This is a genomic window from Actinomyces graevenitzii C83 (assembly GCF_000239695.1).
GTDB classification, from domain to species: domain Bacteria; phylum Actinomycetota; class Actinomycetes; order Actinomycetales; family Actinomycetaceae; genus Actinomyces; species Actinomyces graevenitzii.
Map to the genome: position 1 here is coordinate 251732 of NZ_JH470339.1, position 13302 is coordinate 265033.

Annotated in this window: 10 protein-coding genes; 4 read left to right on the forward strand and 6 right to left on the reverse strand. The window is 59.0% G+C overall.

The genetic code is table 11. The features are described from left to right. The first annotated feature begins 111 nt into the window (after nt 1-111). The 3 genes from HMPREF0045_RS10595 to HMPREF0045_RS08805 all read left to right on the forward strand — a co-directional run bounded on the left by HMPREF0045_RS10595 (nt 112) and on the right by HMPREF0045_RS08805 (nt 4732). Nucleotides 112-834, forward strand: a complete 723-nt coding sequence (locus HMPREF0045_RS10595) for a hypothetical protein (RefSeq protein WP_005987578.1) — start codon at nt 112-114, stop codon at nt 832-834. Then, on the forward strand, nt 831-4127 hold the full coding sequence (locus HMPREF0045_RS09830; protein WP_005987581.1) for an AAA family ATPase: 3297 nt from the start codon (nt 831-833) through the stop codon (nt 4125-4127). The genes HMPREF0045_RS10595 and HMPREF0045_RS09830 overlap by 4 nt, the downstream gene beginning before the upstream one ends. Before the next feature lie 137 nt (nt 4128-4264). Beyond that, the gene (locus HMPREF0045_RS08805; protein ID WP_005987583.1) at nt 4265-4732 is read left to right on the forward strand and encodes a DUF6912 family protein; all 468 of its coding nucleotides are present in this window, start codon (nt 4265-4267) and stop codon (nt 4730-4732) included. Between the two features lie 73 nt (nt 4733-4805). On the opposite strand, the gene HMPREF0045_RS08810 is transcribed toward HMPREF0045_RS08805, so the two are convergent. Both HMPREF0045_RS08810 and HMPREF0045_RS08815 read right to left on the reverse strand, forming a co-directional pair. After that, nucleotides 4806-7967 carry an AAA family ATPase gene (locus HMPREF0045_RS08810; RefSeq protein WP_005987585.1) on the reverse strand — a complete coding sequence of 1054 codons (3162 nt, stop codon included), beginning with the start codon at nt 7965-7967 and terminating at the stop codon, nt 4806-4808. Continuing rightward, nucleotides 7967-9202, reverse strand: coding sequence for a metallophosphoesterase family protein (locus tag HMPREF0045_RS08815; RefSeq protein WP_040316339.1), 1236 nt, complete (start codon nt 9200-9202; stop codon nt 7967-7969). The genes HMPREF0045_RS08810 and HMPREF0045_RS08815 overlap by 1 nt, the downstream gene beginning before the upstream one ends. A 68-nt stretch (nt 9203-9270) precedes the next feature. On the opposite strand from HMPREF0045_RS08815, the gene prfB reads away from it, so the two are divergent. Beyond that, complete coding sequence (prfB, locus tag HMPREF0045_RS08820; protein WP_005987589.1) at nt 9271-10389, forward strand: peptide chain release factor 2; 1119 nt, start codon at nt 9271-9273, stop codon at nt 10387-10389. A gap of 134 nt (nt 10390-10523) precedes the next feature. Here prfB and HMPREF0045_RS08825 read toward each other — a convergent pair whose 3' ends face one another. Genes HMPREF0045_RS08825 through HMPREF0045_RS08840 form a run of 4 tightly spaced genes read right to left on the reverse strand, consistent with a single transcriptional unit; the run spans nt 10524 to nt 13222 of the window. Then, the gene (locus HMPREF0045_RS08825) at nt 10524-11195 is read right to left on the reverse strand and encodes a dihydrofolate reductase (RefSeq protein WP_005987591.1); all 672 of its coding nucleotides are present in this window, start codon (nt 11193-11195) and stop codon (nt 10524-10526) included. After that, complete coding sequence (locus HMPREF0045_RS08830) at nt 11192-12043, reverse strand: thymidylate synthase (protein WP_005987593.1); 852 nt, start codon at nt 12041-12043, stop codon at nt 11192-11194. Before HMPREF0045_RS08830 ends, HMPREF0045_RS08825 begins: the two co-directional genes overlap by 4 nt. Next, complete coding sequence (locus HMPREF0045_RS08835; RefSeq protein ID WP_005987595.1) at nt 12040-12744, reverse strand: hypothetical protein; 705 nt, start codon at nt 12742-12744, stop codon at nt 12040-12042. Before HMPREF0045_RS08835 ends, HMPREF0045_RS08830 begins: the two co-directional genes overlap by 4 nt. A gap of 28 nt (nt 12745-12772) precedes the next feature. Next, nucleotides 12773-13222: an OsmC family protein gene (locus HMPREF0045_RS08840; protein WP_005987598.1), complete on the reverse strand. Its 450-nt coding sequence runs from the start codon at nt 13220-13222 to the stop codon at nt 12773-12775. Nucleotides 13223-13302: the final 80 nt, after the last annotated feature.

Genomic DNA, 13302 nt, shown 5'->3' on the forward strand with positions numbered 1-13302 from the left:
CAGATGCAAACTGGCTAGGTGAGATTGTGAAAACTTCGTGGCTGCTCAGAATTTCTCTTAGGATAGGCAGTTAGCTGGACGACCTGGGGATTTTTACCAAGGGGTGCGCATATGTCTGAATTGAATCAACCAAATAGATATGAGGCTCGACAGCATCAAAGTGATGCTGCTGCGAGCATTGACGCTTGGCGTTGGAGGCGCCCAACTTGGCGTGATCCTAGGCTTTTTATTGGAATAGTGCTGGTCATCGTGTCTATGGTAGCTGGTTCCGTACTAATCGATAGAGCCACTAGCACGCAGCAAGTATGGGCTTTGAGTCAGGATGTAGCCCCAGGAACTGCTCTAAAAGCTGGAAAAAACCTGAAATTAGTCTCAGTGAATCTTGGGAGTGCAAGTAGCGCTTATGTGCAACAAAAGCAACTTAAAGCTGACACATATGCGCAACGTTCATTACACTCAGGAGAGTTATTGCCAGCCGATGCCACCAGCCAGCAAAGCAAATTGAATATGCGCTCAATTGTGGTGCAAAGCAGTGGCCAGCTTTTAAATAGCATCCGGGTTGGCGATACCGTGGAGCTGTGGCAGTTGCCTTCTAGAAACGTAGCGGCTGTAGCACCCACGCCGTCGGCAACTAAAGCAGCTAGCACCAATGGGGCTAGGCGCGTGGCCCAAGGACTGATAGTGGACGCAATCGGAGGCGATCAAAACGCCATCGTCGCAGATAAAAGCACCAGCGTGCGCGTGCTGGTACCGGCCGAACAAGTTGAGCCCGTGCTCACCGCAGTCGGCTCCGGTGCCGGCTTGGTGCTGGTGAACACGGGGTCTGAGCAATGAGAACAGCCGTATTACTAGCTCTGTGGGATGACGATTCCACACTGTTACGACAAATTGACGCTGAGCGTGACCTGTATGTTTCACGCCGCTGTGCGGATATAAGTGAGCTTTTGGCCGACGCCGCCGTGGGACTAGGGCAGCTGGCCATTATTGATGAGCAGCTTGACGGTCTAGACCGCACGGTTATCGCCACTTTGAATTCTTATGGTGTGCCCGCGATTGTGTTGACCCGCAATGACGGGGTGCGCTGGCATGATTTGGGTGCTTGGGTGGCTCCCTGGCCAGGTTCGCCTCAGCGCGTGGTTGCTGAAATTTCACGGGTTTTAGTTGCCGGCACGGTTTCGCCCCAGCCCACTGCTGCCGCCAGTTTGGGTGATGAGCTGTTTGGGCTTTCACCTACGGCAGTTGACGACGGCGCCTTGGGCCTGTCTGCTCCGCGTCCTGCGGCTTTTAATCCTTTAGATGTCCCCTTACCGACGACGACGGATGGGGCCAGTTCTCCTTTGTTCGACGCTGTCGCGCAAAGTCAGGCTTCAGCCTCAAGCCCGCCTCCCGCGCCGCCAGGGCAGTTGCCGCCCCCGCCACTTGCGCCAGAACAAACGGCGTTTACCGGGGCAGCTGAGCTTCCGACACCTAGTGGGCAGCTTGATCCGGCTTTGGCATTGCCGTTGCCGCCGGCTCCAAGCTTTGCGGCGCCGGCAAGCGTCGATTTGCCTGTGGCGCAGGCTGAGTCTTCGGCGGCAAGCTCTGACTTGTTTTCGGCTAGTTCAGCTTTTTCGGCCGCAGAATCTACGGCTGCTTCGCAAAGCCCGGCGGATATCACCGCTGCGCAGCCAACCACCCGCATGGGGCGCCGTCGGGCCCGCCGTGCTAGCCATGCCGCCAGCCCGGCTACTCCAAGCCAAGGCAGCGCGGCCAGCTACTTCACTACAGCTGGTCAGGGGCAAGGCGGTGAGGCTCAAGCTAGCGCTGCGGGAGCTGAAGCTAGCGCTGCGGGAGCTCAGACCAGCGTTGCGCAGGCCGGGCAGGCGCAGCTAAGTGACTTGAATGTAGACGCTGTCAACTCGCCTGTTTCAGGTGAGCAGGCCAGTGTTGATTCGCCGCCACTGCCTGAAGGGGCGTTAGCTGCCCGCGTGCTACCGCAGTCGGTTCAACCAGTTACGCGCCGCAGTGTGCGTCGCTCCCAAGCGGTCCGCCCCGCCGCGCCGGCTGGGCCTGCCGCAGGCGCTCAAACTGGGCTGGCTGGCCCAAACGGAGCGGTGCCGCAAGCTGGAATGGCACCCCAGGTTGGAATGGCTCCCCAGACTGGAATGGCAGCTTTAGGTGAAGCGGGCCAGATGGCAGGCGGCGGGATAGAAACCTCGCCTTTTGCTCCGCCGCAGCAGCGCGGCGCGGCTAGCTCAGATTTGGCAGCTTCTGGTTTCTCGGCTGGCACTGGCATGTCTGCTGCTTCAGCTGGGCCGCTGGCCTCGGCCGCCTCCTTTGCTTCAGCAGCCTCAGCTGCGCCTTATGGCTCGGCTGCCTCTGCCGCACCCTATGGCTCGGCGGCGTCGGCTGCTCCTTATGCTTCAGCAGCCTCAGCTGCAATGCCCTCTGCGGCCTCAGCGGCCGGCGGGCCCTGGTCGGCGATGTCAGCTGCGGGCACTGGCTGGTCGGCGACTTCAGCGCCTTTCGCGGCTTCAGCAGCGGCACCTGGCGGTCCTATGCCGGCACAGACTCTGTTGGCTCCTGGACAAATTAACGGCTATCAAAATCCACCTGGCGCTAATAATGGGGCTGCTCAGCCTCCGCGTCGTAAAGGTTTACGAGCCTTTTTGGCACGTAAAACCGGCGCAAACACACCTAGTGCAGGTGGCCCGGTAGTTGCAGGCGGCCCGGTAGTTGCTGGCCCAGCTGGTGTGCCTGGTGCTGTCCCTGGTGGCGCACCCGGTGGTGTACGCGGTGTGCCCGGCGCCATTGCCGGCGGTGGAGTTGTTGGCGCTGGCGTAACCGGTATGCCCGCTCCCGCTATGGTCACGCCTCCGGCTGTAGCTCCGGGCGTAGCTGCTATGACCCCGGCTATGCCCGGCGCTGGTGGTGTTCCGGGTGCTGCGCCTGGGGCCGGTGGACCGGCTATGCCTGGTGCTCCTGGCGCTGCGATGCCTGGCGCTACGCCTGGTGGTCAGGGGGCTTATGCTCCCAATGGCCAGCGCGGCGCTAATACCCCAGCTGGAGGTACAGGAGCCCCCACGCGCCGCTCCAAGCGGGCTGCTTTTTCAGCAGCCAGCGCAGCTGGGGCTGGGGCGGCCGGGGCTGGGGCGGCCGCAGCTGCAGGCCCCTTAGCTGCGGCGTCGTCGCGCAATAATGCAGCCCCATTAAACGCGGCTGCAACCACTCACTCAGCGCAGCCTGAAGTAAAGCTCGGCTGGCCGGTCACCGCCGGAACCCCCTCAAGCCCGGCCACAAGTGCTTTTGCGCCAGCTTCACACCGCGAAGAAATTGACGCTGTTGCTAAGCCTCAAATCGGCAAAATTATTGCGGTTTGGGGTACTCACGGGGCTCCGGGACGCTCCACCTTGGCGCTGGCATTGGCTGCCTACCTAAACGAGCAGGGCAGCACCATTTTGGTTGACTGCGATATCAATGCTCCCTCCCAGGTACAGCTGCTGGGACTGCCTGAAGACTCCTCTGGACTGGCCAGCGCCGCGCGCCTAGCCACCCACGGCGAGCTTGACTCCACCCGCCTGGTACAAACCCTGCTCAGCGCCAAAGCTGACTTGCAGGTACTAACCGGCCTGGGGCGCTCTGGGCGCTGGCGTGAACTGCCAGTAGCCTCCATGAATAAGGTCTGGGAAGTTTGCCGTCATACCGCCGAATACACGGTGGTGGACCTAAGCGGTGGGCTGGAAGAAGAGCGGGTAGAAGACTTCGCCATGGAACCCGACCATGACGCCGTCGCCGCCGCCCTACTTGAGCAGGCAGACCTGACTTTGATTGTGGGTGCGGCTGACCCGGTAGGTATTAGACGCCTAATCCAGCTGCTCAACTCCAGCCGCCAAGCAGTTGGTGGACGCAGTCAAGTGGTGGTTAACCGAGTACGCTCAAGCACTGCCGGGGCCGACCCCAACAGTGCTATCGGCAGCGTACTTGCCCGCTACACCAGCGCTTCAGACATTGTCTACGTGCCGGCAGACTATCGCCTATTCGATAAGGCCCTGATGCAAGCCCAGCCGGTGGCAGTGGTGGAAAGCCGCAGCGCGGCCGCCAAATCCATTGCCAAACTGGCCAAGCTAGTGATGACCCAGCTGGCTTAAGCGGCCTGTGGGCTTAGGATGCTGGTGGACTAAAGCCCTGCAGCTTTATATGGGCTTAGGCGGTGGCGGCGTGTAACCAGCCAGCTTTGGCGAGGCGCTAGCGCTTTAGTTTCGGTTAGGCCGTTAAACTAAACGTTATGCGCGTATATCTACCTGCCACAGTGGCGGACCTTTCCGCCCCGGCCATAACCTCCCGTCAGGCTCACGCCGCCACCGCCTCACTGGCTGCGGCGCTACCTGATGAAGACGAGGAAGGCCTGGAAGTGTCGGCTTGCCTGTGCGCAGCCGACTCCTCAGTAATTGCCATCTCTGAGCAAGATGAGGCGCAAAAACGCTACCGTCGCGTAGTAATTGCTGCTGACGTGGACCGCGAGAACCTGCGTGAATTAGAGGTCGACGACGAAACCCTACCTGGCACTGTCCAGGTGCTGGTGGATGTGCCTTGGGATGACGTGGCCGCAGTGCTGGCAGATGAAGATCAAGCCAGCGCTGATGTAAAACTAGCTGCCGAAGGCGACGAGGAAGCTTTCGAGCGCAGCGCTGACGCCGATCTGCTCTGGTTCGACGTGTGCGAAGTGGCGGTTCTGGCTAAAAACTGGTCCTAAAACTGCGCGCAGGCCCTAGACTAGCGTGCAAGCTTGGGGCCGCGCCAGACTTGCACGCGGCGAGGGCACGCACCTAAACCCGCGTGCGCAGGGTAGAGCCACCGCCAAGCAGAGGACGTACCTCAATGGCGGCGGGGATAGCGCGCTTTAGCTCGCTGACGTGAGAAACAATCCCCACTACGCGCCCGCCTGAATGCAAAGCGCCAAGCACATCCATAACCTCAGCCAGCGTGCCCTCATCAAGGGAACCAAACCCCTCATCAATAAACAGGGTGTTCATTTCGATGCCCCCATTTTGGGTGGCCACCACATCAGCCAAAGCCAGGGCTAAAGCCAAAGACACATAGAAACTTTCGCCCCCCGAAAGCGTACGTGGCGAGCGCGTAGTGCCACTTAAATGGTCAACCACCGCCAGACCTAAGCCCTGCTTTTGCTGGCGAGTATCTTCCTCGCTATCAACATTAATCAGCTCATAGCGGCCCGCCCCAATCACCCCCAGGCGCTCATTAGCGAACACTAGCACCTGGCGGAAATGGGCCTGCAATACCCAAGCAGACAGTGTCAAGCGAGCATGGTTGTCGCCATTGGCGGCGCTAGCCAACGCCAACAGCTGGGCATCTGTAGCGCTAGCTTGGCTGCGGCGGGCCAGAAGCTTATTGAGCTTAGCTAGCTGCGCGTTTACCTGCCCAGCAAAAGCCTGCCAGGTACTGGCATAGGTTTGGCACGCTTGTGTCTTAGCTTGAGCCTGCTCTAGCTGGGCCTGGGTTTGCTCCAGCGGGGGAGGGGTCAGCTCAATTCCTGCAAGCTCATCTAAAGCCGCCTGGTTAATCGATAAGGATTTTTCGTAACTGGCTGCAGCCGCCTTCAAAGCGGTCAAATCTAGGCCGGCAAAAGCCTGGCAGGCCTGCGCATAGCCGTCCTGGGCGTTAGCGGCGCTGGTGTCTTGGCTTGACTCTGCGGGGGCGGGGCCTGTAGCCGCTTGTGCCGGGGCTGGCTCTGCTGGGACAGGGGCTGTAGCGGTTGACTCTGCCGCCGCTGCCGGTTTAGCACTGTGCTCAGCAAAGCTCTCACTGGCATGGGCCCATTGCGCAGCGAAACTGTCAGCGGCCTGCTGCGCACGCTTTTTACATTGGTCCAGCTCCTGGGCGGCGTTAGCCAACTGCTCAAGGGCGGCGGCCAACTGACTCAAATACTCAACCTTCGCGGCTACACTCTCAAATCCCTCACAGCTTAGCGAAGCCGCATCGGCGTCAATCTTTTCACCCAACAACTGGATCTCTTTAGCGTCACCAGCCAGGCGAGCCTGGGCCGTCTGATTATCTGCCCGCAGCGCCTCAAGCTGCGCATTTAGCTCGGCAATCTGCGCCTTACAGCTGCTTGCCTGCTCACTAGCCTGCTGGGCAGCCGTCAGAGCTGCTTTAGCCTCCTGTAACTGCTCGCTAGCCTGGGCTGGGCTTAGTTGGCAAGGCTGCGCCTCAAGCTGGGCGGCCAGTTTCGTTACCTTTTCACTAGCCTGCGAAAGCTGGCCTTGAACCTCGTTAACTTCCTCAAGGGCCTGATCTAGCTGGTCTTGGCTGATGTTTTCGCCGCCCTGGGTGGCCGGGGCAGGGTGCTCGGTGGCGCCGCAGACTGGGCAAGGCTCACCAGCAACCAAATTTTGTGCCAAGTTCAGGGCCGACTGGCTTAGCCACTGCTCCAACATGTGCTTGTGGCTCTGGCTAGCCTGCTTTAACTCCAGCGCCACAAGCTGCTGAAGTTTAAGTGCCTGCTGCTGGTCTTCGACTAGCTGCTCATGGGCTTTAGCTAGTTTCAGGGTCTGGGCGGCTTGCTCCTGGGCCAGCTGGGCAGCGGGCAAGGTGGCGGCCTGCTCGTTTAGCTGCTCCAAAAGTTCCTGCTTGGAGGCAATCTGGGTGGGTAGCTGGTTTTCGCGTTCGCGTCCCTGGGCTAGTTTGGCACTGGCGCTTTCGTGGGCCTGGGTTTTGGTCTGTAAATTACGACGTCGTCCGGCTAGCCCCGCCTCTAGCTCCACCTGTGGGCTTAGGGCTGCCACCTGGGCGGTTAGCTGCACACTTAAGGCCTGGGCACCTCGGTAATCTAAAGGCTGTAAAACAGCTTGCGCGCGCTCATCTGACTCCAGCTGCTCAAGCTCCAGAGCCTGGCTTAGCTGGCGCTGCGCTACAGCTTGCTGGGCTTGGGCCTGTTTTAGCTGCTCATGCCAAGGCTTTAAGTCAGATAGAGCCTGCAAAGCCTGAATCTGGGCTAGGCGCTGCCTCTGGGCAGGCCCCTGGGCCACTAGCTGCTCATGCTCTTTAGTAAGCGCCAAATAGCGTTCTTGGCGGGCTGCCAAATCACGCTGGTATGCAAATTCGCTGCGTAATTTATCTTCCTGTCCTCTAAGCGCGCTCACCTCCAAATTGGCGCAGCGCTGGTTGTGCTCCAGCCAGGGCGTAAGCGGCTTAAACCGGCTGTCCCAAGCGGTTTCTAGCGGGTCAAACTCGCAGTCAACTTCCGGCACCGGTTCGTAGACCAGGCAGCGCGCCGGGTCTAACTGGGGCGCCTCGTCTAACAGCGAGGCCAGCACCCCCAAATTGGCGCGCAAGGTGGCGTCTAAAGCTTCCTGATTCTTTTTGACCTTACGGGCACGCTCAACTAGATCAAGCTGCAAATCTTCAAAAATGGCGGTGCCAAATAGCTCTTGCAGCAGATCTTGGCGGTCTTTTGAAGTTGAACGCAAAAACTGGGCGAACTTACCTTGCGGTAAAACCACGGTTTGGGTGAATTGCTCGCGGCTTAGGCCCACAATGCGGGTTATTTCAGTGCCGACGTCGCTGGTTTTAGTAAGTGGTTCGCTTACTTCCCGTAGCTGCTCATCTAGCTTAAATAGCCATGCCTTAGCGTTTTGTTTAGTGACGCCTTTACCGTTTTTCTTAACCCGTTCATAGGCTGGTTGGCGACGCACCTTATAGTTGCCTGAGGAGGTAGAAAAGATCAGCTCCACCTCAGTTTTGGCCTGTTCATTGGCGTAGCGTGAACGGATGCGACTATCAGAAGAATCTCTGCCGCCAGAAACCTTGCCGTAAAGAGCAAACACAATCGCATCAATGATGGTTGATTTACCCGCTCCGGTAGGGCCAGAGAGTAGGAAGCGGCCGGCGTCGCTAAAGGCCTCAAAATCAATAACTTCGTGGCCTGGAAATGGCCCCACCGCATCCATGGTTAGCCGCAAAATGCGCATCAGCGCGCCTCCTTAACAACTTTTTCATAGCTGCTACGCAAAATCTGGAGCTGGTAGGGATTTAACTCAATACCCATCTCATCCATAAAACCTTGGCTTAACTGCAAGGGGGAAAGCGTGTTGTCGCGGTTAAGGCGCGGGGAGTCAATTTGCTGGGGCAAATCTGTTTGCTCAAACACACACAAGCCCTTAAAACGCTGCTTGAGTTGAGCTAAAGCCTGCGGTGGACGCGCTCCAGCCAGGCGTACCCGCAGCCAATGCTCACTGTAGTTATCAAAATCGGGTCCCATTAGCTGCTCAAAAGTGCCGCTAATAGTGGCAATAGGTTGGAAGCTGGGCACAGCCACCCGCTCCAAGCTAACTAGTCCGGCGCCGTCAAACTCAGCGATAACAGAAGACTTTTCAAACTCAGCCTCCCCAAAAGACAGGGGCACAGGTGAGCCGCTATAGACCAGTCGCGCCGGTGGGCGGGCAGAGTCTAAGTCACCTAAAGCTATCTCCTGGGGGCGGTGCAAATGCCCTAAAGCTGCATAGGCCAGGCCCGGGACTTGGGTAAAAAGCGCGCTGGGCACGCTATCAACCCCACCCACGCGAATATCGCGTTCAGACTGGCTAGCTTGGCCGCCCACCACAAAAGCATGGGCCATCACCAACACCGGTGTTTTCGGCTTATGCGCCGCCAAATCCGCCTGCACCAGGCGCAGCGCTGCGCCCACCGCCGCCTCATGGGAGCGCGCCAGCATCTGCCAACTTTGCGGATGCTCCTCGCCCTCAGCCCACACTTGCTCACCCAAAAGCCGCAAGTGAGGCGGCAAAGTGACCCGGGCGGCGTCGGGATCAAGATAAGGCAGGGGGTAAACCCGCAAACCAACCCGGCCACTGGCGTCGGGAAAGTCATAGCCGCGCCCACAATTTTCAATCCGGGCCCCAATAGTTAGGCGCTCATTTAGCTGCTCAGCGTTGAAGCCTAAACGAATATCACTGTCGTGGTTGCCGGCAGTTAACACCACGCGGGTCAGCTCAGTTAGCCGCCTAAATGCCTCATCAGCCAGGGCTACCGACTGGGTTGGGGCAACCGCGCGGTCAAAAACATCCCCAGATAGCACCACCAAATCAATTTTTTGGTCTTTAACCACCTCAATGAGGTGATCCAAAAAAGCGCTGTGGATCTCATGCAGATCATGGCCGTGGAAGAAACGGCCCAGGTGCCAGTCGGAAGTGTGCAACACGCGCATAAGCAAAGTGTGCCACTTGCGGCCCATCTAGGCCGACAATTTGCCTGTCGACCCGTTAGACTTAAGCAGTGGCCATTGATTTTTCAGCTGAAATTGAGCGACTAGAACACACCTACTCTTCCATCGCAGCAGTAACCGACCCGCAAGCACTGCGGGCACGCATCGACGAATTAAGCGAAAAAGCTGCCGCCCCAGACCTTTGGGATGACCCCGAGGCGGCCCAGGTGGTCACCAGCGCCCTGTCCCACGCCCAGGCTGAACTGGCCCGCGTGGAGAAGTTAGGCGAGCGCATTGAAGACCTACAAGCCATGGTGGAGCTAGCTGAGGAAGAAGAAGGCGACGAGCGCGAGGCTATCCTCGACGAGGCCGGCGCTGACCTGGAAGCTATCTCCAAAGACCTGGCAGACCTAGAAATCCGCACCCTGCTTTCGGGCGAATACGATCAGCGCGACGCCGTAGTAACTATCCGTTCAGGCGCCGGCGGTGTGGATGCGGCAGACTTCGCCCAGATGCTGCTACGCATGTACTTGCGTTGGGCTGAACGCCACGAATACCCGGTTAAAGTGCTGGACACCTCCTACGCTGAAGAAGCTGGTCTAAAGTCGGTTACCTTCGAGGTACACGCCCCCTACGCTTACGGCACGCTTTCGGTTGAGGGCGGCACCCACCGCCTGGTGCGTATCAGCCCCTTCGATAACCAGGGCAGGCGCCAGACTTCATTTGCGGCGGTTGAGGTTATTCCTCTGATTGAATCCACCGACCACATCGAAATTCCCGAAACCGACATCCGCATTGATGTCTTCCGTTCCTCAGGCCCGGGCGGTCAGAGCGTTAACACCACTGACTCGGCTGTGCGCATCACCCACTTGCCCACCGGCCTGGTGGTGTCCATGCAGGATGAAAAGTCCCAGATTCAAAACCGCGCCGCCGCTATGCGCGTGCTGCAGTCGCGACTGTTGCTGTTAAAGCAGCAGGAAGAAGACGCCAAGAAGAAGGAACTGGCTGGCGACGTTAAGGCCTCCTGGGGTGACCAGATGCGCTCCTACGTGCTCAACCCCTACCAGATGGTTAAGGACCTGCGCACCAACTACGAGGTGGGTAACCCTGAGTCTGTGTTCGACGGCGACATTGACGGCTTCATCGACGCCGGTATCCGCTGGCGCAAGCAGCAAGAAAACGCTGAGTAAGCGTCAGGAGCAAGAAGGCGCCAAGTACAAGAAAGCACCAAGTAAGCGCCAACTAAAACGCTAGTGGCCAGCCGGTTTAAACCCGCTGGCCACTACTTTTAGGGGTGCTTTAGGTACGACTTTTTGGGGGCGGTTTAGGCACGCACCCAGGTTTTTACGCGCCAGCGGGCATCGCCACTAAGCGGACGCCAATGGCTATCGCTAGCGCTAGCTTCTAGACGGAAACGTGAATAATCCACTTGGGGAGCCAGGGTTAACTGGCGCCCATGCAATGGTCCCAGCTTGGCGCGGGCGTCTAGCTCCAGCTCGCTAATCACCAGCACATCAGCCAGGTCGCTATCTAAAGCCAGCTGATACACCTGGGCTCCACCTACCACCCAAACCCTTGGGAAAGTACGGTAAATGCCCTCACGTGGATCTGGGCCCAGGCCCGCGCCAGCCAACTGCAAAGCTTCATCTAGGGTGGAGGCGCAGGTAGGCCCAGCCACGCCCCGGCGGGTAAGCACCACACAGTTACGTCCAGGTAGGGCCCCACCTAGCGAATGCCAGGTGCGCGAACCCATAACCACGCCGCAGCCCATGGTGGCGGCCCGAAAATGCTTGAAATCAGCCGGCACCCGCCAGGCCATGTCGCCGTCAACCCCAAGCACGCCGTCGTCAGACTGGGCCCAAATCAGCCCCACGCGCCCCAAAGCTGGAGACAAAGCCGGCGCCGTCGCCCCAGAGCCAGCTACAGGGCCAACCACCGCAGAATCAGCGCCAAAGCCATCCCCAACACGGCCAGAGGCAGCAACTACACCGCTCACACCGCTACCGGAGCCTTAATCGTGGGGTGGTGGCGGTAGCCCTCAGAAGCATCAATGTCATCCATCTGATAGCTGTCAATCGAATCAGCCCGGTTAAGACGCAAAGTGGGGAAGCTATAAGCCTGCGGCACCCGGCTAAGCTGCGTGCGCACCTGCTCCAAGTGGTTCAAATAAATGTGGCAGTCCCCGCCAGTCCACACCAGCTCACCGGGCTGCAAACCGGTTTGCTGCGCCAACATATGCACTAGCAGCGCATAAGAAGCAATATTGAACGGCACCCCTAAGAATAGGTCGGCGCTGCGCTGATAAATCTGCAAAGACAGTTTGCTATCGGCCACATAGCACTGGAAGAAAGCATGACAAGGCGCCAGCGCCATATCCTGCAAAGCCCCCACATTCCAGGCCGAAACAATCATCCGGCGCGAATCAGGGTTAGCCCGCAAATCCGCAACTAGCTGCGCAATCTGGTCATAGGTGGCCCCGTCAGCACCCTGCCAGCTACGCCACTGGTGCCCATAAACCGGCCCCAGCTCACCGGCGGCGTCGGCCCACTCATCCCAAATAGTGATGCCGCGCTCTTGCAACCAACGCACATTAGTGTCGCCACGCAAAAACCACAGCAGCTCACCCTTAACCGCCTTCATAGCCACAAACTTGGTGGTAATACGCGGAAAACCCTTGCTTAGGTCATAGCGCAACTGGCGGCCAAAAACACTGAGCGTGCCCGTACCGGTGCGGTCAGATTTACGGGCGCCACTGGTGAGTACCTCAGCTAAAAGCTCCTCATAGGCCACGTCAACGCCTTCAGGCGCGGTCAGTCCCATAGCTTCCAAAAAGGGGTAGCTCATAGGTCGATAACCTTGCTTTCGTCTAAGTCCAGGTCTACAACTTTGAGGGAGGAAACTAGATCCGCAGTATGATCCTGCATCGCCACCTGGGTGGACTCAATCACCTGCCGGGCCAGGGAACGTCCACCCCACCAGCCCACAGCTGCGCCAATCCCCAGGGGAGCCAGGCGCCCAGCGGCCACGCCCAACACCTTGCGCCCGGCATACTTAGCGGCGCGAGTAGCCAGTTTGGCGTTAACCGTACGCACCGTGGAAATAGGCAGGGTGTTAACCAGCTGCCCCACCCACACCAGGGACTGCATCCCTAGCTGGCCCTCAATAATTTCCTGGCCCTCCTTGCCCAGCAGGGCGCTGAGTAGCAGGGTACGACGGCGCTCGCGGTCTACTACGGAAATGCCCTGTAGCTGGGCTACGGTGAGCACATAGTAGGCGGCTTGCACGAAAAATGCGGCAGTTTGGGCCGTGGTTAGGCCCGCTGCCGCAATGGTGCCAACTGAAGGCAGAGCGGCGGCAGTACCTACCGCCCCGCTAGATAGCGAAACGTCACGCACTAGGGCGCGCCCAGCCAATTCCACCAGTTCCTCAGTGGTGGCGTGGGGGTTTTGGGCCCGCATGCGCTCGGCGCGCACAACCACCCGGTCTGCCGGAATGGATAGGGCCTTATCTAGTGCAGTTTCAAACTTGCTAGGTTCTAGGGACAAGCCCCCGCTCCCTTCAGTTAGTGGTTAATTAGGCGATAGGGGTGCCGTTAAGGCGGGTGGTTACGTGGGCACCGTGCTCTACCGTGTGGCCTACCGTGCAGTAACGGTCAATGGCTACATCCACGCGTTCGCGTAGCTTGGCCAGCTGGTCTTCATCTAGGCCGGCTAGGGCTGCGTCAATGTCAACGGTGAAGGATTCATAGCGCTCTTCAGCCTCGTTTTTGACGGTGGCGGCCACGGCGGTCAGCTGGCCGTTTTCACCCAGTTCGCGGGCGATACGGTGGTCAGCTGAAAGGGTCTGGCAGGTGAGCAGGGCGATTTTCATCAGCTCACCGGGGGTGAAGTTACCTTCGCCGCCAATCTCAACGCTTACGCCGGCCTCGTTTCCGGCCAGGTAGTGGCGGGTGCCTAGGCGCTTAGCCCAAACCCCGGCGGCGGGTAGGTTAGCAGGGACAAGTTCAGGGTGTAGCTCGCTCATGTGCAATATCTTTACATGCTGCGCCGCTAGCCGGCATAGCTATTGCTTGCGGCGCAATGGACTTTGTGCCCGGCAGGTGG